Annotated in this window: 16 protein-coding genes and 1 tRNA gene; 11 read left to right on the forward strand and 6 right to left on the reverse strand. The window is 69.6% G+C overall.

Features of this window, described 5'->3' with window-relative positions; all coding sequences use genetic code 11:
- The first annotated feature begins 18 nt into the window (after positions 1–18).
- Both ABTX24_RS16030 and ABTX24_RS16035 read left to right on the forward strand, forming a co-directional pair.
- Positions 19–702, forward strand: coding sequence for a type 1 glutamine amidotransferase domain-containing protein (locus tag ABTX24_RS16030; protein WP_350840868.1), 684 nt, complete (start codon positions 19–21; stop codon positions 700–702).
- Between the two features lie 68 nt (positions 703–770).
- Positions 771–849: transfer RNA gene (locus tag ABTX24_RS16035), tRNA-Gln, on the forward strand.
- A gap of 47 nt (positions 850–896) precedes the next feature.
- Here ABTX24_RS16035 and ABTX24_RS16040 read toward each other — a convergent pair.
- Together ABTX24_RS16040 and ABTX24_RS16045 are read right to left on the reverse strand one after the other, a co-directional pair.
- Positions 897–2,321, reverse strand: a complete 1,425-nt coding sequence (locus tag ABTX24_RS16040; protein WP_350840870.1) for a DUF1254 domain-containing protein — start codon at positions 2,319–2,321, stop codon at positions 897–899.
- Between the two features lie 104 nt (positions 2,322–2,425).
- The gene (locus ABTX24_RS16045; RefSeq protein WP_350840872.1) at positions 2,426–3,208 is read right to left on the reverse strand and encodes an alpha/beta fold hydrolase; all 783 of its coding nucleotides are present in this window, start codon (positions 3,206–3,208) and stop codon (positions 2,426–2,428) included.
- A gap of 109 nt (positions 3,209–3,317) precedes the next feature.
- Between ABTX24_RS16045 and ABTX24_RS16050 the strand changes: the two genes are divergently transcribed.
- The 4 genes from ABTX24_RS16050 (at position 3,318) to ABTX24_RS16065 (ending at position 6,381) form a co-directional block, all read left to right on the forward strand.
- Positions 3,318–3,917: a hypothetical protein gene (locus ABTX24_RS16050; protein ID WP_350840874.1), complete on the forward strand. Its 600-nt coding sequence runs from the start codon at positions 3,318–3,320 to the stop codon at positions 3,915–3,917.
- A gap of 199 nt (positions 3,918–4,116) precedes the next feature.
- Positions 4,117–4,548 (forward strand): FAD synthase family protein, encoded by a 432-nt coding sequence (locus ABTX24_RS16055; protein WP_141806140.1) that lies wholly within the window; start codon positions 4,117–4,119, stop codon positions 4,546–4,548.
- Complete coding sequence (locus ABTX24_RS16060) at positions 4,545–6,143, forward strand: LicD family protein (protein WP_160027196.1); 1,599 nt, start codon at positions 4,545–4,547, stop codon at positions 6,141–6,143. Before ABTX24_RS16055 ends, ABTX24_RS16060 begins: the two co-directional genes overlap by 4 nt.
- 1 nt (position 6,144) lies before the next feature.
- Positions 6,145–6,381: a DUF6752 domain-containing protein gene (locus ABTX24_RS16065; RefSeq protein WP_160027198.1), complete on the forward strand. Its 237-nt coding sequence runs from the start codon at positions 6,145–6,147 to the stop codon at positions 6,379–6,381.
- A 14-nt stretch (positions 6,382–6,395) separates the two neighbouring features.
- Here the strand turns inward: ABTX24_RS16065 and ABTX24_RS16070 are convergent, their stop codons facing one another.
- A complete protein-coding gene (locus ABTX24_RS16070; protein ID WP_160027200.1) occupies positions 6,396–7,025 on the reverse strand; it encodes a response regulator in 630 nt (209 codons plus the stop codon).
- Complete coding sequence (locus ABTX24_RS16075; RefSeq protein ID WP_350840876.1) at positions 7,022–12,343, reverse strand: hybrid sensor histidine kinase/response regulator; 5,322 nt, start codon at positions 12,341–12,343, stop codon at positions 7,022–7,024. The genes ABTX24_RS16070 and ABTX24_RS16075 overlap by 4 nt, the downstream gene beginning before the upstream one ends.
- 176 nt (positions 12,344–12,519) lie before the next feature.
- Here ABTX24_RS16075 and ABTX24_RS16080 point away from each other — a divergent pair, with 176 nt between their 5' ends.
- Positions 12,520–14,649, forward strand: coding sequence for a SpoIIE family protein phosphatase (locus ABTX24_RS16080; protein ID WP_350840878.1), 2,130 nt, complete (start codon positions 12,520–12,522; stop codon positions 14,647–14,649).
- Here the strand turns inward: ABTX24_RS16080 and ABTX24_RS16085 are convergent.
- The gene (locus ABTX24_RS16085; protein ID WP_160027206.1) at positions 14,646–15,488 is read right to left on the reverse strand and encodes a helix-turn-helix transcriptional regulator; all 843 of its coding nucleotides are present in this window, start codon (positions 15,486–15,488) and stop codon (positions 14,646–14,648) included. The two genes, ABTX24_RS16080 and ABTX24_RS16085, sit on opposite strands and share 4 nt — an antisense overlap.
- Positions 15,489–15,590: 102 nt before the next feature.
- Between ABTX24_RS16085 and ABTX24_RS16090 the strand changes: the two genes are divergently transcribed.
- The 4 genes from ABTX24_RS16090 to ABTX24_RS16105 all read left to right on the forward strand — a co-directional run bounded on the left by ABTX24_RS16090 (position 15,591) and on the right by ABTX24_RS16105 (position 19,430).
- Entirely contained in the window at positions 15,591–16,349 is a 759-nt protein-coding gene (locus ABTX24_RS16090) for an SDR family oxidoreductase (RefSeq protein WP_350840880.1), read from the forward strand.
- Between the two features lie 43 nt (positions 16,350–16,392).
- Entirely contained in the window at positions 16,393–17,847 is a 1,455-nt protein-coding gene (glmU, locus tag ABTX24_RS16095; RefSeq protein ID WP_160027210.1) for a bifunctional UDP-N-acetylglucosamine diphosphorylase/glucosamine-1-phosphate N-acetyltransferase GlmU, read from the forward strand.
- A 74-nt stretch (positions 17,848–17,921) separates the two neighbouring features.
- A complete protein-coding gene (locus tag ABTX24_RS16100) occupies positions 17,922–18,896 on the forward strand; it encodes a ribose-phosphate diphosphokinase (RefSeq protein ID WP_091052555.1) in 975 nt (324 codons plus the stop codon).
- Positions 18,897–18,908: 12 nt separating this feature from the next.
- Complete coding sequence (locus ABTX24_RS16105; protein WP_350840883.1) at positions 18,909–19,430, forward strand: putative immunity protein; 522 nt, start codon at positions 18,909–18,911, stop codon at positions 19,428–19,430.
- Between the two features lie 15 nt (positions 19,431–19,445).
- On the opposite strand, the gene ABTX24_RS16110 is transcribed toward ABTX24_RS16105, so the two are convergent.
- The gene (locus tag ABTX24_RS16110) at positions 19,446–19,916 is read right to left on the reverse strand and encodes an NUDIX hydrolase (protein WP_350840884.1); all 471 of its coding nucleotides are present in this window, start codon (positions 19,914–19,916) and stop codon (positions 19,446–19,448) included.
- Positions 19,917–20,041: the final 125 nt, after the last annotated feature.

The following is a 20,041-nucleotide window of genomic DNA, read 5'->3' on the forward strand; positions in this document are numbered from 1 at the left end:
CACGAAGGAGACCAGGGCATGACCAAGCGCATCCTGAACGTCGTCACCAACGTCGGTCACTACGACGACCCGTCCCATCCGACCGGTCTGTGGCTCTCCGAGCTCACCCACGCCTGGGACGTCTTCGAGGAGCACGGCTTCGAGCAGACACTCGTCAGCCCCGCCGGGGGAGCGGTGCCTCTCGAACCGCGGGCGCTGAAGTTCCCCAGCTACGACAAGACCGCCAAGGCCTGGCGGGCTTCGTCGGAGCGGATGGGCCTGCTGGAGAACACGCTGGCTCCCGAGGATGTCGACTCCGCCGATTACGACGCCATCTACTTCACCGGCGGCCACGCGGTCATGTACGACTTCCCCGACAGCGAGGGTCTCCAGCGCATCACGCGCGAGATCTTCGAGCGCGGTGGCATCGTCTCCTCCGTCTGTCACGGTTACTGCGGTCTGCTCAACACCCGTCTCTCCGACGGGTCCTACCTCATCGCCGGCCGCAAGATGACCGGCTTCGCCTGGCAGGAGGAGGTCCTCGCCCGGGTCGACAAGCTCGTGCCGTACAACGCCGAGGAGGAGGCCAAGAAGCGCGGCGCGCTCTATGAGAAGGCCAAGCTCCCGTTCGTCTCGTACGCGGTCGTTGACGGCTGCCTCGTCACCGGCCAGAACCCGGGGTCGGCCAAGGAGACGGCCCAGAAGGTCGCCGACCTCCTCTGACTCGCAGCGTCAGTGCGCGGGGCAGGGGCGCTGCCGTCTACAGTTGTCCCGTGCGTTTCGGCGTACGTTCCCCGGTTGGTCTGCCGGCAGGGCCCGCCTGACTTTGAATCAGGACTAGCGACGTAGGTTCGACTCCTACCCGGGGAGCAGGTAGTCACTCCTGATGCTCCTCGCCCGACAGGTGTCCGGGCGCGTCAGCTGACTTCGTCCGCAGGCTCGATCTCGCCGGGGCGCCAGGTCTTGTCGAACCACGCCTCCAGAGGTCCGTAGAGGCGCAGCATGGCGAACCACGACTTGCCCGGCACGGTCTGGATCCAGTTCGCCTTGCGGCCATCGGGCGCCGTCGGTCCGAACCACAGATCGACGCTGCCGTCGTCGTTCGTCGCGACGGTGTTCGACAGGCTCATCAGGGCCGGGTACGGGTTGTCGGTCTCCAGCAGCGAGCGGGTCTGGGTGTCGTAGAGGTCGACGGACCAGAAGTTCTTCGCAGGGATGCCTGCGGGCAGGGTGAGCCGGTAGGTCCGGCCGCCGTCGAGCCAGGCGCCCGTCGAGTCCATCGCGGTGTAGGCGTACGCCGATCCCGCGCCCACCTGGGCGTGCGCCATCGCCGGCGTGATCACGGTCGCGAAGTAGTGGAACTGGGCGCGGGCGTCCAGCAGCCGGGCGTGGTTGCGCTCGAACTCGTAGCTGCCGCCGACGAACGCGGCCAGCCAGTTGCTGCCGGGGTAGTAGTACGCGTCGGGGTCGCGTGGCTTGTAGACCAGTGCCCGGGCGATCGCGGCCGCCAGAGGAGCGGCCTGGGTGAGAATCCGGCGCATCCGCTCGTCGGGCTCGAACGGTTGACCGTGCACGATCCCGATCGAGGCGCACTGACCCGCGCGCTCCGGATCCAGCGCGTCGGCCGGCTCCTCCTGCACGAGCGTGTCGATCTCCTCGAAGAACGAGAAGTCGTTCGCGTGGATGGTGTTCTGGGTCAGATCGGCCATGTTCAGGTAGGTCATCGCAGGCGGGTCGTCGGCCTGCGCGAGCGGATAGACCCGAACCTTCTTGATGTCGGGAACGCCGCCGAGAGCGCGGACGACCAGCCAGTTCGAGTACGTCGGCGTGCGGAAGACGTAATAACCGTCCGGCTCCTCGCCGTCGTATCCCGGAGGGAGGAAGAGGTACTTGCCGCCCGCTCCCTTGTCGGGCCCGGCGATGCCGAGGTCAGCGACGTAGCGGAACCAGAAGTCGTCGAGCACGCACAGGGAGTTCGGCGGGTTCTCGACGACCAGCGGGCCGTCGCGCAGGTCGAGGAACATCGAGCCGTACGTCGTCTCGGTGTTCGGCGTCAGGAAGAAGGAGCCCGAGTTCGCGCGAGGGTCGGTGAAGCCGAGCATGGTGTTGCCGTCGAGGCCGACGCTGCGGAACCCGCTGCGCATCGCCACGAGGGAGGCACCTGGGATGGTGTTGAGGTAGACCTCGATCGCCCGGGTGAGATCGAGCAGGTCGTAGATCGTGTCGACAGACCCCGGAAGTGGCACCCCGTCGAAGAACTTGATGTCGCCCAGCGGTGAGGGCACCACGTCGGGCACCGCGATGTTCCGCCGCGCGATCTCCAGCATGCTCTCGTCGCCCACTGTTCCACCTCTCACCTCGGTCTGTCCGGTCCCGCGACGAGCCTGCGTGGCCCCCGAGTCGACGCGCCTCACCCGTTCCGGACCATGTGATTCCGGAGTGCGACTCATGCGGGGTGACGGCGGAGGAAGAAGCGGAGGATGTCGTTGAACGCCTCCGGGTCCTCGAGGTTGCTGACGTGGCCGCAGCCGGGGATGACGGCGAGGTCCGCTCCCGGGATGAGGCGCTGGAAGTCGTGGGCGACGGACAGGGGCGAGCGGGCGTCCAGAGCGCCCCAGATGAGCTGGGTGGGCACCTGGATGGTCCCGAGCACGTCGGTCAGATCGGCGTGGGCCATCGCGGTCAGGGCGGTCAGCATGCTGTGGCGGCGTACGTCGGCTGCCATCGCCTCCAGCAGGGGCACGTACTTCGCCGGCGGAGGGCCGGCGAAGAGGCCGGGGAGGGTCGGGTCGAAGCTGTCTGCCGGCTGGTCGATCAGGCCCGCGAGGCGGGCGTCGGCTTCGACCGGTCCGAGCGAACCACGCCACCCGGCATAGCCGTCCGCCAGGACAAGACTGCGGACGACATCGGGATGGCGTCGGTGCAGCTCGAGGATGACGGTCACTCCCCAGGAGAGCCCCACGAGCGTGCACGGAGCGACGTCGAGAGCGCGGAGAAGCCCGGCCAGGGAGTCGGCGTAGTCGCTGAGTGCGAAACCCTCCGGCACGTCGCCGGAGCCACCGGCACCCGGTTCGTCCCAGGCAATGACGGTGAACTCGTCCGAGAGAGCGTCGAGCTGTGGGCTCCAGGCGCGGCCGTCCTCGGCGCCGCCGTGGACGAACACGACCGCAGGACCGCTCCCGGCCCGCCGGAAGGCGATGCGCAACCCGTCGACCTCGACGACATCCATGAACCGACGGTAGCGCGCTCGGCGATGTCGCCGGCGGCACTCGAAACCCGGGTACAGGTAGGGGATCCCCCGATGTCCTCGCCGCTCAGGGATTCGTAGCGTCGGGACCATGACCACTCTCGCGAGCCAGAAGGGGCCGGTGGCGCCCGCGGCGCGGGCCGCAAGCCCTGCCGTCATCGCTGTCGCGGTGCTGATGGCATTGGGCTGTCTGGCGTTCGCTGCTGCGAACGTGACCTTCGAGCTCACCGATCGCTTCGCCGAGGGCCGCTACGCCGAGTACGCCACTGGCCTCTCGGTCATGAACTGGACCGTCGCGGGCCTGAAGGTGCTGGGCGCCGCGGTGGCGCTGTTGTCGGTGGCCGCACGCCCGGCCCGGTTCGTGACGCCATGGGCCATGTCGGTGCTCCTCTGGGGTGCGTTCGCGACGCTCGCGCTCGACGCCGTCGGCAGCACGGCGGAAGCGGGCGCGATCCTCGTCGGCGCGAGCGGCGATCCCGCCGACCTCGGCACGCGTTCTGTGGCGTACCTCCTCGGATCGGTCGTCTCGGCCGCCGGATTCGGGGTGCTCGCCGTGTCCTACCTGCGGCGGTACGCCGTCTCGAAGGTCACCATTGTCCTGGGTGTGCTCGGCGGCCCGGTCCTTCTCGGGCTGCTGTTCCTGGGCCTTCCCGGACTGCTCGTCGTCCTCGGGGTCATGCCGCCCAGCTGACCCCGGGGTTCGTCATTGATGGCCACGCGCCGTTCATCTTCGTGTAAGGTCACCGGGCTTCCTGCATACGCCCGCGTGTCGCGTTGCTGATTGCGGGGACGCGCAGGGTGGTATGGATACTGGCCTGTATCAAGGTCGTGGGGGAGCAGGGTGTAAAGTCGCCCAAACTAATCGACAAACACTTGGAGGAAGCGTGGGCATGGGACCGGTCATCGGTTACGTACCTGGCGTGTTCGATCTCTTCCACATCGGTCACCTCAACATGCTGCGCCAGGCGCGAGAGCGCTGCGACACGTTGATCGCGGGTGTGGTCTCCGACGAGGTCTGCGAGACGACCAAGGGGATCATCCCGACCGTCCCGCTCGTCGAGAGGCTCGAGATCGTCGAGGCGATCGGGATCGTGGACGCGGTCTACGCCGAGCGCACCACCGACAAGGTCGACTCCTGGCGCGAGGTCGGGTTCACCCACCTCTTCAAGGGCGATGACTGGAAGGGCACCGAGAAGGGCGACGCGCTCGAGAAGAAGATGGCGTCGGTCGGTGTCGAGGTCGTCTACTTCCCCTACACGCTCCAGACCAGCAGCACCGCTCTGCGGAAGGCCATCGCGCGAGAGGATGCCCAGGTCTCGTGACCGGCAGTGCCCCCACTCCTGGCGGACAGTTCGAGATCTCCGACGAAGGGGTCCTCGTCCGGGACTCCTCGACGCCGGTCCTGATCCTCTCCGTCGACGGCCAGTACGTCTGGTCCCTCACGCCCGAGCGCGACGGCCACCCGGTCGACGGGGGCACCATGGTGCCGTGGCCGACCGTGCTCACCCGGTTCCTGGACGGCACCGCGACGATCACCATCGCCGACTACGAGGGCGAGGTCCTCTTCGAGGACAAGGTCGTCCTCGGCTCCGGTGAGGGCACCATCTCGATCGTCGACGGCAGCGGCAACCCGCTCAGCGTCGACAAGGTCGGCCACCTGACCCGCTCCTTCGAGGCCACCGACGAAAGCATCCGCGCGGAGATCCTCGACGGCACCCAGCGTGTCCTCGCCGACCTCCGCGACGTGGTCGGCGTCGAGGCCTACCTCAACTACGGCGCGCTCCTCGGCGCGATCCGCGAGGGCCGGATGCTCGGCCACGACTCCGACACCGACGTCTGCTACCTCTCCAAGCACACCGTTCCCGCCGAGATCATCTCCGAGTCGTACGCCATCGAGCGCACCATGCGCGAGCGCGGCTGGAGCGTCCTGCGGATGTCCGGCGGCGACATCAAGGTGCTGCACCAGGTCTCGGACGGCCGCAAGGTGCACATCGACATCTTCGTGGCGTTCTACGTCCCCGACAAGGACGGCGAGCCGGTCTTCTACCAGCTCGGCAACCGCTCCGGAAGGCTGCGCCGCGAGGCGATCCTGCCGGTCTCGACGATCAACCTGCACGGCTACGACTTCCCGGCTCCCGCCGAGCCCGAGGAGATGCTGGCCTTCATCTACGGTCCGAAGTGGCGCACCCCGGATCCGTCGTTCAAGTACGCCGACCCGCCCGCCGGCGTACGCCGTCTGGACGGCTGGCTGCGTGGCTTCCGCACCGACATGGGGCACTGGACCGAGTTCCACAACACCCACGGGAGCGAGCTCGAGAGCAAGCAGTCGGCCTTCGGCGCGTGGGTCCAGCGGCAGCTGCCTGAGGACGCGAAGGTGGTCGACATCGGCGCCGGCGCGATCGGGCGTGACGCTCGCTTCTTCGCCCGCAAGGGACACCAGGTGCACTCGGTGGACTTCTCCCGCGCCGCGGTGGCCGCCGTACGGCGCCGGGCCGAGCGCCACAAGCTCCCCCTGGTCTCCGAGCAGCTCATCCTCGGCGAGCTCCGTTCGACGCTGACGCTGGGTGCGCGACTGGCCCGCGACCCGCACCATCTCTATGCCCGAGACCTGATCGGCTGCCTCGACGGCGCGGCCCGGAGCCAGCTCTGGACCCTGGCGAAGATGGCACTGAGGCCCAGCGGCGGCAAGCTCTACCTCGAGTTCGCGGTCACCGGTGAGAACCTTCCCGAGCCGCAGCCCGAAGGCCTCGTACGCCGCGTCGACCCCGCCCTCGTCCAGGCCGAGATCGAGGCAGCCGGCGGCGTGGTCGAGCACCTCGGGATCAACGAAGGCCAGGACATGCTCGGCAACCCGTTGCCGGGCGTCGCGCGTCTCCGCGCCTCGTGGCCGTCCCTCAACCGTGCAGAAGGAAACTGACATGTCCGACGATTCCGGCATCAAGAACATCGCTCGCGGTGCCCGCGACGCCGCCCGTACGCGTGCCTCGCTGGTGCGCCGCATCGAGGCGCTCGAGGCCGAGGTGCAGGAGCAGCGTCAGCTCAACCGGCGCGTCGCCGAGCTGACCGACGTGGTCGCCGAGCTGCTCATCCCGCTGCAGGACGCCGACAAGGAGAAGGTGGAGCAGGTCCTCGCGGCCTACCGCGCACGGATCTGACCCCTCTGGTCTGATCACCCCAGCGCGTCGAGCGCCTGCCTGAGATCTGCGAGCCGCGTTCCGAGGCGGCGGCGGGCATCGCCGCCGATGCCGATGTCACCGACGGCGTCGAGATCGGCCACGGCCTCCTCCACCCCGGCGAGTCGGGACCGGAGGTCGGTGACGACGTCGACGTCGACCCGGCCGGGCTGAGCGGCTCGCTCGTCCAGGGACCGGCGCAGCAGGTCGGCCTGGGCGCTGAGCTTGCGGCTGGCGTGCCACAGGTCGACGAAGACCTGCACCTTCGCCCGCAGCAGCCACGGGTCGAACGGCTTGGCGAGGAAGTCGGCGGCGCCGGTCGCGTAGCCGCGATAGGCCAGGTGGGTGTCGAAGTCGTTGGCGGTCAGGAAGATGATCGGGACGTCCTTGGTGCGCTCGCGCGCCTTGATGCGGGTGGCCGTCTCGAAGCCGTCCATCCCCGGCATCTGCGCGTCGAGCAGGATCAGCGCGAAGTCGTCATGGAGCAGGGCGCGGAGTGCGTCCTCGCCGGACCCCGCACGGACGAGGGTCTGGTCGAGCGAGCCGAGGATGGCCTCGAGCGCGACCAGGTTGGCGGCATGGTCGTCGACGAGCAGGATCTTCGCGGTCCCCTGGCGCTCGCTCATGACAACCACAACCGGAACAGCGAGAGCAGGTCGGCGACGTCGACCGGTTTGGTGATGTACTCCGAGGCGCCGGCGGCGAGGCTGTCCTCGCGGTCACCGGTCATCGCCTTCGCGGTCAGCGCGATCATCGGCAGGCTCTTGAACTGCGGGATGTCGCGGATCAGGCGCATCGCGGTCAGGCCGTCCATGCCCGGCATCATGATGTCCATCAGCACCAGGTCGACACCCGGCTCCCGCTGGAGCGCCTCGATCCCGGCCTCTCCGGACTCGGCATAGATGACGTCGATGCCGTGCTGTTCGAGCGCGCTGGTGAGCGCGAAGACGTTGCGTACGTCGTCGTCGACGATCAGGATCCTGCGACCCACGAACTGGCCGTTCGGGTCGGCCGGCTCGGGGACGTACGTCCTGGGGGGCTGCGCCCCTGGACGGCCCAGCAGCACGCTCACGTCGTCGATCGCCTCCTCGGTGGTTGCCGGCGTCTTGAGGGTCATCGCCTGGGCGTACCTGTCCAGGCGGCTCTGCTGGGCCTTGGTCACCTCGCCGACCCGGCTCAGCACGACGGGGATGTTCTTGGTGCGCTTGTGGGTGCGCATCCAGCGGAGCACGTCGAAGCCACCGTCCGCCAGCGGAAGGTCCAGGACCACGCAGTCGACGTCGCGATCGGCCAGGACCGCCTGAGCCTCCTCGGGCGATGTGCCGAAGACCGTCTCGACCTCGTCGACCGAGCCGAACAGGGCCTCCACGACGGCGCTGGTGCCGGGGCCGGACTCGTCGCCGCCGCCGCTGAGGACCAACAGGACCTGGTCGGCTCTCCTGTCGATGGCACTCTGCTCGTCGACAGCGGGCGCCGGTGGCTGCGCCTCGATCGTCCCGGAGCTGATCCTGGGGACGTACAGCGTGAAGGAGCTGCCGTGTCCGGGGTCGCTCTTGACCTGGATCTCGCCGCCGATGAGGTGGGCGACCTCGCGGCTGATCGAGAGGCCGAGGCCGGTGCCGCCGAACTTGCGGCTGATCGTGCCGTCGGCCTGCTGGAACGCCTCGAAGATGACCTTCAGCTTCTCCGGCGGGATGCCGATGCCGGTGTCGACCACCGAGAACGCCAGCACCGCGTCGGCCTGCTGCAGGCCGGGTGTGGAGAAGCGCTCGCCGGAGGCGTTGCGGATCAGCAGCCGGACGCCCCCGCCGTCGGTGAATTTCACCGCGTTGGAGAGCAGGTTGCGCAGCACCTGCTGCAGCCGATGCTGGTCCGAACGCAGCACGCGGGGCACGTCGGGGTCGACGCTGACGATGAAGTCGAGGTCCTTCTCGGCGGTCAGCGGCCGGAAGGTCGCCTCGACGTACTCGACCACCGAGGTCACCGCGACGTCGGTGACGTGGACGTCCATCTTGCCCGCCTCGACCTTGGACAGGTCGAGGATGTCGTTGATCAGCTGGAGGAGATCGGTGCCGGCACCGTGGATGGTGCGGGAGTACTCCACCTGGCGGGAGTTGAGGTTGCCGTCGACGTTGTCGGAGAGCAGCCGCGCCAGGATGAGCAGCGAGTTCAGCGGCGTACGCAGCTCGTGAGACATGTTGGCCAGGAACTCGGACTTGTAGCGAGACGAGAGGGCGAGCTGCTCGGCGCGCTCCTCCAGGCCGCGCCGGGCATCCTCGATCTCGAGGTTCTTGATCTCGATCGCCTGGTTCTGGTCGGCGAGCTGGCGCGCCTTCTCCTCGAGGGCCGCGTTGGTCTGCTGCAGCTCCACCTGCTGCCGCTCGCCCTCGTCCTGCTTGTCCTGCAGCTCGGCGGCGAGGCGCTGCGACTCGACCAGCAGCTCCTCGGTGCGGGAGCTGGCCATGATCGCGTTGAGCGAGACCCCGATCGACTCCGCGAGCTGCTCGAGGAACTGCATGTGGACGGCGCTGAAGGGCCGGAACGAGGCCAGCTCGACGACACCGATCACCTTCTCCTCGAACGCCACCGGGAGCACCACGATCGAGGTCGGTGCCGCCGACCCGTGGCCCGAGGAGATCCGCAGGAAGTCGGCCGGCACGTCGCGGACGATGATCGGCTGGCGGTCGTAGGCCGCCTGCCCGACCAGGCCCTCGCCGACGGCGAAGACGTCGGGGACGTCGGCGCTCGGCTGGTAGCCGTAGGAGGCGATCCGGCGCAGGACCTTCGGTCCGACGTGCTCGGAAGACTGGTCGGTGAGGAAGATCGAGCCCTGTTGCGCCCCGACGAGCGGGGTGAGCTCGGAGACGATCAGCCGGGCGACCTCGAGCAGGTCGCGCCCACCCTGCATGTGGCCGGTGAACCGGGCCAGGTTGGTCTTGAGCCAGTCCTGGTCCTCGTTGGCCCTGGTGGTCTCCCGCAGCGAGTCGATCATCTCGTTGAGGTTGTCCTTCAGGTCGGCCACCTCACCGGCGGCCCCGACGGTGATCTGCCGGCTCAGGTCGCCCTGGGTGACGGCCGCGGAGACCTCGGCGATCGCGCGGAGCTGGGTGGTCAGCGTGCTCGCGAGCTGGTTGACGTTCTCGGTGAGCCCGCGCCAGGTGCCGGAGACGTCGGCGACCTCGGCCTGGCCACCGAGCTTGCCCTCGGTGCCGACCTCGCGGGCCACGCGGGTGACCTCGTCGGCGAAGGAGGAGAGCTGGTCGACCATGGTGTTGACCGTGGACTTGAGCTCGAGGATCTCGCCGCGGGCGTCGACGGTGATCTTCTGGGTCAGGTCACCGCGGGCCACGGCGGTGGTGACCTGGGCGATGTTGCGGACCTGGGAGGTCAGGTTGGAGGCCATCGAGTTGACCGAGTCGGTGAGGTCCTTCCAGGTGCCGGCCACGCCGCGTACGTGGGCCTGACCGCCCAGCGATCCCTCGGTGCCGACCTCGCGGGCCACACGGGTGACCTCGTCCGCGAACGTACGCAGCGTGTCGACCATCGCGTTGAGGGTGCCGGCCAGGGCGGCGACCTCGCCGCGGGCCTCGATGGAGATCTTCTGTGACAGGTCGCCCTGCGAGACCGCCTTGGAGACTTGGGCGATGCTGCGGACCTGGTTGGTCAGGTTGGAAGCCATCGAGTTCACCGAGACGGTCAGGTCGCGCCAGGTACCGGCGACACCCGGCACCTGGGCCTGACCACCGAGCGCGCCCTCGGTGCCGACCTCGCGGGCGACGCGGGTGACCTCGTCGGCGAACGAGCCGAGCTGGTCGACCATGGTGTTGATGGTGGACTTGAGCTCGAGGATCTCGCCGCGGGCGTCGACGGTGATCTTCTGGGTCAGGTCGCCGCGGGCGACGGCGGTGGTGACCTGGGCGATGTTGCGGACCTGGGAGGTCAGGTTGGAGGCCATCGAGTTGACCGAGTCGGTGAGGTCTTTCCAGGTGCCGGAGACGTCGTGCACGTCGGCCTGGCCGCCGAGCTTGCCCTCGGTGCCCACCTCGCGCGCGACGCGGGTGACCTCGGCCGCGAAGGAGGAGAGCTGGTCGACCATGGTGTTGATGGTCGACTTGAGCTCGAGGATCTCGCCGCGGGCGTCGACGGTGATCTGCCGGCTCAGGTCGCCACGGGCCACCGCTGTCGTCACCTGGGCGATGTTGCGGACCTGGGCGGTCAGCGTGCCGGCCATGAAGTTCACCGAGTCGGTCAGGTCGCGCCAGGTGCCGGAGACGCCGGGCACCGCGGCCTGGCCGCCGAGCTGACCCTCGCCACCGACCTCGCGGGCGACGCGGGTGACCTCGTCGGCGAAGGCGGAGAGCTGGTCGACCATGGTGTTGACGGTGGTCTTGAGCTCGGCGAGCTCGCCGCGTACGTCGACGGTGATCTTCTGGGACAGGTCGCCGCCGGCCACGGCGGTGGTGACCTGGGCGATGTTGCGGACCTGGTTGGTCAGGTTGGTCGCCATGGAGTTGACGGAGTCGGTGAGGTCCTTCCAGCGACCGCCGACGCCGGGAACCTCGGCCTGGCCGCCCAGCATGCCCTCGGTGCCGACCTCGCGGGCGACGCGGGTGACCTCGTCGGCGAAGGCGGAGAGCTGGTCGACCATGGTGTTGACGGTGGTCTTGAGCTCGTAGAGCTCGCCGCGTACGTCGACGGTGATCTTCTGGGACAGGTCGCCGCCGGCCACCGCGGTGGTGACCTGGGCGATGTCGCGGACCTGGTTGGTCAGGTTGCTCGCCATCGAGTTCACCGAGTCGGTGAGGTCCTTCCACCGGCCGGCCACGCCGGGCACCTCGGCCTGGCCGCCGAGGCGGCCCTCGGTGCCGACCTCGCGGGCGACACGGGTGACCTCGTCGGCGAAGGTCTGCAGGGTGGCGGTCATCGAGTTGAGCGTCTCGGCGAGCTCGGCGACCTCACCGCGCGCGGTAACCGTGATCTGCTGCGACAGGTCGCCGCGGGCGACGGCCTTGGCGACCGAGGAGATCCCGCGCACCTGGGAGGTCAGGTTGGACGCCATGGTGTTGACCGAGTCGGTCAGGTCGCGCCAGGTGCCGGAGACGCCGCGTACGTCGGCCTGGCCACCGAGGCGGCCCTCGGTGCCGACCTCGCGGGCGACACGGGTGACCTCGGCGGCGAACGAGGACAGCTGGCCGACCATCCGGTCGACGGTGTCCTTGAGCTGCGCCATCTCGCCGGAGACCTCGATGGTGACCGTACGCGACAGGTCGCCGTTGGCGACGGCGGTGGTGACCTCGGCGATGTCGCGGACCTGGGCGGTCAGCCGCGAGGACATCGTGTTGACGGCATCGATGAGGTCGCGCCAGGTGCCGGTGGCGTTCCGCACCCGCGCACGGCCACCGAGCTTGCCCTCGGTGCCGACCTCGCGGGTGACCCGGGCGATCTCCTCGGTGATCGTGGCGAGCTGGGCGACCAGGCCGTTCACGCTCTTGGCGACCAGCAGCGGATCGCCCTTGAGGGCGCGGCTGCCGTGGCGTACGTCCATCGTCTGGGTGAGGTCGCCCGCGGAGACCGCCGCGACGACCCGGGCGACGTCGGCGGTGGGGCGTGCCAGGTCGGCGACCAGCTTGTTGGCGTCCTCGACGGCGCCGGCCCAGGCGCCCCCGCCGATGCTCGGCCGGAGCCGCTCGTCGTGGTGGCCGTCGCGGCCTGCCTCGCGGCGTACGCGCGCGATCTCGCCGGTCAGGTGGTTCAGCCGTTCGGCGATCTCGTTGTGGATGGAGGCCAGGTCGCCGAGGGGCCCGTCGACCGGCTCCAACCGGCCGGTGAAGACGCCGTCGCGCATCGCGGCCATCGCGTCCTTGAGCTGGCGCAGCGTGACCTGATCGACCGTCACCTGCTCGGGCAGCGTGGTCGACTTCGATGAGTCCACCGATGAGGACATCCCTGCCTCCTCTCGCGCTGAGACACGCGTCTGCTGAAGTGTCGCACTCCTCGGCTCACCGTGGCCGACAAATGATCGTTCACCACCGATTCTGGTAATTCCTTGACCTACCTGCCGGTACCTTGCCGTGATCAGTGCCATACCAGCGCCAAACGGGTGCAGAATCGGCGGTGGTCATGAGCACCGGAGCCAAGACACTCTCTCGAACCTTCGAGCCGGCACCGACGTCGGTCTCCGAAGCGCGCCGTTTCGCGCGCGATGTGCTTGCCGACTGGGGCCTCGACGAGCTCCTCGACGACGTCGTCCTGCTGACCAGCGAGCTGGTGACCAACGCGGTGACCCACGCCGGCACGCCCATGACCGTGGCGGTCGTACGCGAGGAGGACCGGCTCCGCATCGACGTCTTCGACCAGCACCCGACCCGGGTGCTCCCGGTCGGTGCGAACGCCCGGCCCGGGGCCGGCGAGCACGGCCGCGGGCTGCTGATCACCTCGGCGCTGTCGACGGCGTGGGGGGTGGAGTACCGCCGGGACCACAAGCGGGTGTGGGCGGCGTTCGCGCTGGTGGAGACGACCCTCGACGTCGAGGCGCCCAACGGGGGAGTCCCGGAGGGCAAGGACGTACGCCGTCGGGAGAGCGTGGCCACGCCCGGCCGGGATCCGCTGGGGCTGAGCGGGCTGGCCCTCAACCAGCTCGCGCTCGCGGACATCCTCGACCTCGTCGTGGAGCAGACCCGGGAGCGATTCGACGCCGATGCGGCGTACCTCCTGCTCGAGGACGAGATGGAGGACCAGTTCGTGGTGGCCGCGACGAGCGGGGCTGCGACGCCGATCAAGGGGCGCAGCGTGCGCCGTGGCGCGGGCGGCGCGCCGAGCCTCAGGGCCTCGTACCGTCCGCTGGCGATCAGCGACCTGCGGGCAACGCCGGTCGAGCTGCTCCGAGAGCTGGAGCTGGGCTCGCTGGTCACCGCACCGGTGGCCTTCGAGGGCCGGGTGATCGGCACCTTGGCGGTCGCGAAGAAGGAGGCGAGCAGCTTCGCGACCGAGGACGGCGCCGAGCTGCAGCGGGTCGCGGACTGGGCCGCGCCGAGCGTCGACCGGGCGTCCACGCGGGCTGCCGACAGCGAGCGCCGCGCCTGGCTGACGTTCCAGAGCGAGGCCAGCGTGATGCTGGCCGCGTCGCTGGACCTGGAGGCGACGACCGCGATGACCGGACAGATCGTGGTGCCGCGGCTGGCGACGTGGTGCGGCATCTACCTCAACGACGCCCGTGACCATCCTCGGCTCCAGTTCGCCTGGCACGCCGACGAGCACCAGCTCGACGCGGTGCGAGACGCCTTGGAGGACGCGGAGCCGGAAGACCCCGAGGCTCCGGCCGAGCCCGATGTCGAGGGTGAGATCGCGATCCTTCCGCTGGAGGCACGCAACCGGATCATCGGCTGGCTCACCCTCGGGCGGCCGGCCGGTGAGCCGCTGCGGCGCGAGCGCCTGATGGTGGCCGAGGCGGTGGCCCGCCGGGCGGCGCTGGCCATCGACAACGCCCGCGCCCACACCGAGCTCCAGGAGATCGGCCGGTCCCTGCAGCGCAGCCTGCTGCCGGCCGTCCTGCCGGAGATCCCGGGCGTCGACATCGGGGTCGGCTACGAGCCGACCGGCGAGTTCAACGAAGCCGGCGGCGACTTCTACGACATCTTCGCGCTCGGCGCCGGGCGTTGGGGCTTCATGGTGGGCGACGTGTGCGGCGTCGGGCCGGAGGCGGCCGCCGTCGCCGGGATGTCGCGGCACACCGTGCGCGCGCTGATGCGGGCCGGCATCCCGATCGCCCCGACCCTGGAGCGGCTCAACGCCGCGATCGGCGACGAGGGCCTGCGGGGCCGGTTCATCACGCTCGTGTGCGGCACCCTCGAGGTCACCGCCGCCTCCCGCTTCCGGGTGCGGCTCGTCTGTGCGGGCCACCCTCCGCCGTTCCTGGTCACCCGTGCCCGGCCTGGTGTTCCCGCCCGTCGGGTCGGCCGGTCGCAGGCGCTGCTCGGGGTGCTCGACGCGGTCGACTACATCGAGGAGGAGGTGACGGTGGAGCGCGGCGACCGGCTCGTCGTCGTCACCGACGGTGTCCTCGAGCGGCGTGCCGGGGACGCGATGTTCGAGGAGGCCGGGGTCGAGGCCGTCCTCGCGACGGGCATCGACCTACGCGCCCAGGCCGTCGCCGATCGGCTGCTGCGGGCGGTCGCCGACTTCTCCGGCGCGCCGCCCTCCGACGACATGGCCGTCCTCGTCCTCGACCTGGGCAAGGGTGCCGCTTCCTAGGGCGTGCTGAACTCCTCGTGGCCGAGCACCGCGAGCAGCCGGATCTTCTCCTCCGCCTCGCTGCCGGGCACCGGCGTCAGCACCAGCAGCGCCTGGCCCTGATCCTGGGCGGACAGCACCTGGCAGTCGACGTCGATGCGCCCGACCTGTGGGTGCAGCAGAGTCTTGTGGTCCTCGAACCGGTGGGTGACCTCGTGCCGCTCCCACAGCTCGCGGAACTCCTCGGACCTGGGGAGCAGAAGGCGTACGAGCTCGCCGGCGCGGGACTTCTCGCCGAGTGCTCCGTAGGCCATCCGCAGGCTCGCCACGAGACCGCGGCCGTGCGTCTCGTGGTAGTCCGGCGGGTAGACGCCCCGCGTCGAGGGGTCGGTGAACCAGCGGTAGGCCTCGCAGCGGTCCCAGCCGGTCAGCGCCACCCGGTCCCCGAAGATCGTGGTCGCCAGCCGGTTGGCGACCAGCGTCTCGCCGAGCGCGGACATGATCATCGCCGGAGTGTCCTCGAGCCGGTCCAGCACGCGGAGCAGCGCCGGGGCGACGTGGCCGTCCTCGAACGTACGCCGCGGGGCGTTGTGTCCGGCCAGCCGGTAGAGGTGGTCGCGCTCGTCGACGGTCAGGCGCAGCGCCCGGGCGAGCGCGGAAAGCATCTGCTCGGAGGGCTGCGGACCGCGCTGCTGCTCGAGGCGTACGTAGTAGTCGGTCGACATCCCGGTCAGCGCGGCGACCTCCTCGCGGCGCAGGCCCGGCGTGCGCCGGCGCGGTCCGGCGACCAGGCCGACGTCCTGAGGGCGGAGCGCCTCACGGCGGCGTCGGAGGAAGTCGGCGAGGGAGGCGCGGTCCATGGCATCCATGATGCGGGGTGGGATCGTACGCAGCCAGGGACCGCCGATCCCACGATCACCAGGTCTCTCCCGCAGACGGAGCCGCCGCCGCAGGGTGGAGGCATGAACATCACCGGAAACACCATCTTCATCCCCGGCGCGACCTCCGGGATCGGCCTCGCTCTCGCCCTGCGCCTCAAGGAGCGCGGCAACACCGTCATCATCGGCGGCAGGCGTACGTCGCTGCTCTCCGAGCTGGCCCAGGTGCACGGCTTCGAGACCGTCCGCGTCGACACCGCCGACGCCGCCTCGATCGCGGAGGCGACCGCCGACGTGGTCAGCCGCTTCCCGGACCTGAACGTGCTCGTCGCGATGGCCGGGATCATGCGCCCCGAGGACTGGACCACGCGGGGCTTCCTCGCCGATGCCGAGGAGACCGTGGTGACCAACCTGCTCGGTCCGATCCGGCTCATCGACGCGCTGGTGCCGCAGCTGCGCGAGCGTCCCGGCGCCACGATCCTCACCGTCTCCTCGGGGCTGGCCCACACGCCGCTGCGGTTCACGCCCACCTACAACGCCACGAAGGCGGCGATCCACCAGCTCTCCGAGTCGATCCGGATGCAGTTGGAGCCGATCGGGATCCAGGTCACCGAGCTCGTCCCGCCGGCGGTCCGTACGGCCCTGATGCCGGGCCACGAGAGCTCCGAGCACGCGATGCCGCTCGAGGCGTACATCGACGAGGTGATGGCGCTGCTCGAGGCCGATCCGGAGGCACACGAGGTGCTCGTGGAGCAGGTCAAGCTGCTGCGATTCGCCGAGGTGCGTGGCGACTACGACTCGATCATCGGGATCCTCAACGCGGCCGAGGAACGGGTCCGCTGACCCCGGGTCGACGCTCGGGCGCGGCGGCCTAGACTGACGCAACATGAGCGAGCTCACCGTGATCGTGCTGGCCGCCGGTGGCGGCACCCGGATGAAGTCCAAGACTCCCAAGATGCTCCACCAGATCGCGGGCCGGAGTCTCGTGGGCCATGTCCTGGCCGCCGTCTCGGAGGCCGGGGCGTCCCGTGTCGTCGCGGTCGTGGGACACCAGCGCGAGCTGGTCGAGCCCCACATCGCCGAGATCCTGCCCGAGGCCGTGATCGCGGTCCAGACCGAGCAGCTCGGCACTGCGCACGCCGTACGGGTGGCGGTCGAGGCCGGTGCGGTCTCCGGCGGAACAGTCCTGGTGACGTACGGCGACACGCCCCTGCTGCGCGGCGAGTCGCTGCGTGCGCTGGTGGCCGACCACGAGGCCGCCGGCCGGGCCGCGACGATCCTGAGCGGGATCGTCCCGGAGCCCTTCGGCTATGGCCGGATCCTACGTGGAGACGCAGGGGTCACCGGGATCGTCGAGGAGAAGGATGCGAGCGACGAGGAGCGGGCGATCAACGAGATCAACTCGGGGATCATCGCCTTCGACGGAGGCTTCCTGGCCTCGGTGCTTCCGCGGATCGGAAACGACAACGCGAAGAAGGAGTTCTACCTCACCGACGCGATCGCGCTGGCGGTCTCGGACGGGCTCGGGGTGGACGCGTTCGTCCTCGACGACGTCAGCGAGGCCGAGGGCGCCAACGACCGGGCCCAGCTCGCCGCGCTCGGGAAGATCCTCAACGATCGGATCGTGACCCGGTGGATGAAGGACGGGGTCACCGTGATGGACCCCGCCACGACCTGGATCGACGCCGACGTCGAGCTCGCGCCCGACGTCACCATCCTGCCCGGCACCCAGCTCATCGGTGCCACCCGGATCGACGAGGACGCGGTCGTCGGTCCCGACTGCACGCTGAAGGACACCGAGGTCGGCCACGGCGCCCGGGTGGTGCGTACGCAGGCAGAGCTCGCCGTCGTCGGACCCGGTGCCAACGTCGGGCCGTTCTCCTACCTGCGCCCGGGCACGGTGCTCGGCGAGGAGGGCAAGATCGGCGGCTTCGTCGAGGTCAAGAACTCGACCATCGGGCCCGGCGCCAAAGTGCCGCACCTGTCCTACGTCGGCGACGCGACGATCGGCGAGGGCACCAACATCGGGGCCGGCACGATCTTCGCCAACTACGACGGCGTCAACAAGCACAAGACCCGGATCGGGCGCCACGTGAAGTCGGGGTCGGGTGTGACCTTTGTCGCCCCGGTGGTCGTCGGCGACGGCGCGGCGACCGGTGGCGAGGCCCTCATCCGGGAGGACGTTCCGCCCGGTGCGCTGGCCGTCTCCGCAGGTCAGCAGCGGATCATCGAGGGGTGGGCCCTGACGAAGAGGGCAGGCACGGCGCAGGCGGCCGCGGCCGAGGAGGCACTCGAGTCGGGCGTACCCATCCTCGGTGAACCCTCGGCGACGGGGGAGTGACCCCCGGGGTTGGGTCCGGCAGCGAAGTTGATGGAGAATCCAAGTGCAGTGACCCCGGGGGTAGGAGCCAGCACATGACCAAGCGCACCACCGAGAAGCAGATGATGCTCTTCAGCGGCCGGGCTCACCCGGTCCTCGCCGAGGAGGTCGCCGACCTTCTGGGAACGAAGCTGACACCGACCTCGGCCTACGACTTCGCCAACTCCGAGATCTACGTACGCTACGAGGAGTCGGTGCGCGGCTCGGACGCGTTCGTCATCCAGTCGCACACGGCGCCGATCAACCAGTGGCTCATGGAGCACCTGATCATGGTCGACGCGCTGAAGCGCGCCTCGGCCAAGCGGATCACCGTCGTGATGCCGTTCTGGGGCTACTCCCGCCAGGACAAGAAGCACCGCGGCCGCGAGCCGATCTCAGCCCGTCTGGTCGCCGACATGTTCAAGACCGCGGGTGCCGACCGGATCATCTCCGTCGACCTCCACGCCGACCAGCTCCAGGGCTACTTCGACGGTCCCGTCGACCACCTGATGGCGCTGCCGCTGCTGACCGACTACATCAAGGACAAGTACGGCAACCAGCCGCTCGCCGTCGTCTCTCCCGACGCCGGCCGGATCAAGGTCGCCGAGCGCTGGGCGGCCCGGCTCGGTGGGGCACCGCTGGCGTTCATCCACAAGACCCGCGACATCAACCGGCCCAACGAGACCGTCGCCAACCGCGTCGTGGGTGAGGTCAAGGACCGCATCTGCATCCTCACCGACGACATGATCGACACCGGTGGCACGATCGTGAAGGCCGCGGACGCGCTCATGGCCGACGGTGCCGCCGGCGTGATCATCTGCGCCACCCACGCGATCCTCTCCGACCCCGCCGTCGACCGGCTGAAGAACTCCACCGCCACCGAGGTCGTCATCACCAACACCCTCCCGGTGCCGGAGGAGAAGCAGTTCGACAAGCTCACCACGCTCTCCATCGCCCCCATGCTCGCCCGTGCGATCCGCGAGGTCTTCGAGGACGGCTCGGTGACCTCGATGTTCGACGGCCACGCCTGACGCTGGTCTTTCGTGGCGGGCGACTTCGAGCTGACGACCGACGAGCTCCGGGTCGTCGCCCGCTACGTCGCGGAGGCCGCTACCGAGGTCGTGCCCTTGTTCGAGGCGGCCTGCCCCGACGATCCTCGACCGAGGCTGGCGCTGGATGCGGCCTGGGAGTTCGTCGGTGGTGCCCGGCGTACGAAGCTGCAGCGCGTCACCTCCCTGGACGCCCATCGGGCGGCCAAGGAGGCCCCTTCCGAGGCGGCTCGGCTGGCCGCCCGAAGCGCCGGCGACGCCGCATCGGCCGCCTACCTCCACCCGCTCGCCGATGCCGCCCAGGTCGGCCACATCCTGCGCGCGGCAGCCAGCGTCGCCCGGATCGCGGAGATCTCCGAGCCCGGGGCTGCCGTCGCGTCCCTGGACCGTGCGGTTGATCGTGCGAGCCCTGTGCTGCTCGACGTACTCGCGCGCTATCCCGTCGTGCCAGCCGGCAAAAACCGTGTCGCGGAGCTCATGAGTGTCCTCGACAGGCGACTGCGAGCGTCCGGCTGACGACGGGTCCCGCGCTCACGGTGCGACGAACCGCGCCTCGGCCTCGTCGGAGAGGGCGGCGTCGATCCGCGCCCGGAGCTCCGGAGGCATCTCCGGGAGCTCGTCCACGCGGAACCAGCCGACATCCGCGGACTCGTCGTCCGCGACGTACGCCTCGCCCGAGCGCCACGTGCAGCTGAACGTGAGGTCCATGTAGACCGCACGATCCCCGTTGGGATAGACCATCGGGCTCGTCGCGCCTACCGACGCCAGCCGGTCGACCACGATGTCCACCCCGGTCTCCTCCTTCGCCTCGCGTACTGCTGCCGTCGCCGGCTGTTCGCCGGGGTCGACGATCCCGGTGATCGGTGTCCATCTCAGGTTGTCTGCGCGCTGGACCAGGAGGATCTCGTCGTCTCTGCGTACTACGGCTGTTACGCCGGGGAGCCAGAGCTGCTCTGTTCCTATCTTCTGGCGGAGGGCGACGATGAAGTCTGGGATCGGCATGTTTCTCACGGTAGCTGGGGGTTCTTTCTTGGTTGGGGTGGGCCGCCGACCCGTTCTTGGAGGGTCTTCTCGATCTGGACCGGCGTCAAGGACGCCCTTCGGGCGCCGGCTTCGCCGGCCGCCTT

The sequence above is a fragment of the Nocardioides sp. NPDC127514 genome, assembly GCF_040302125.1.
Taxonomy (GTDB): Bacteria; Actinomycetota; Actinomycetes; order Propionibacteriales; family Nocardioidaceae; genus Nocardioides.

Excerpts from the sequence above, each read along its gene's own strand:
- ABTX24_RS16030 (WP_350840868.1), top strand. The coding sequence starts at position 19 with ATGACCAAGCGCATCCTGAACGTCGTCACCAACGTCGGTCACTACGAC.
- ABTX24_RS16045 (WP_350840872.1), bottom strand. The coding sequence starts at position 3,208 with ATGGATGTCGTCGAGGTCGACGGGTTGCGCATCGCCTTCCGGCGGGCC.
- ABTX24_RS16050 (WP_350840874.1), top strand. The coding sequence starts at position 3,318 with ATGACCACTCTCGCGAGCCAGAAGGGGCCGGTGGCGCCCGCGGCGCGG.
- ABTX24_RS16055 (WP_141806140.1), top strand. The coding sequence starts at position 4,117 with ATGGGACCGGTCATCGGTTACGTACCTGGCGTGTTCGATCTCTTCCAC.
- ABTX24_RS16065 (WP_160027198.1), top strand. The coding sequence starts at position 6,145 with ATGTCCGACGATTCCGGCATCAAGAACATCGCTCGCGGTGCCCGCGAC.
- ABTX24_RS16070 (WP_160027200.1), bottom strand. The coding sequence starts at position 7,025 with ATGAGCGAGCGCCAGGGGACCGCGAAGATCCTGCTCGTCGACGACCAT.
- ABTX24_RS16075 (WP_350840876.1), bottom strand. The coding sequence starts at position 12,343 with ATGTCCTCATCGGTGGACTCATCGAAGTCGACCACGCTGCCCGAGCAG.
- ABTX24_RS16080 (WP_350840878.1), top strand. The coding sequence starts at position 12,520 with ATGAGCACCGGAGCCAAGACACTCTCTCGAACCTTCGAGCCGGCACCG.
- ABTX24_RS16085 (WP_160027206.1), bottom strand. The coding sequence starts at position 15,488 with ATGGACCGCGCCTCCCTCGCCGACTTCCTCCGACGCCGCCGTGAGGCG.
- ABTX24_RS16090 (WP_350840880.1), top strand. The coding sequence starts at position 15,591 with ATGAACATCACCGGAAACACCATCTTCATCCCCGGCGCGACCTCCGGG.
- glmU (WP_160027210.1), top strand. The coding sequence starts at position 16,393 with ATGAGCGAGCTCACCGTGATCGTGCTGGCCGCCGGTGGCGGCACCCGG.
- ABTX24_RS16100 (WP_091052555.1), top strand. The coding sequence starts at position 17,922 with ATGACCAAGCGCACCACCGAGAAGCAGATGATGCTCTTCAGCGGCCGG.
- ABTX24_RS16110 (WP_350840884.1), bottom strand. The coding sequence starts at position 19,916 with ATGCCGATCCCAGACTTCATCGTCGCCCTCCGCCAGAAGATAGGAACA.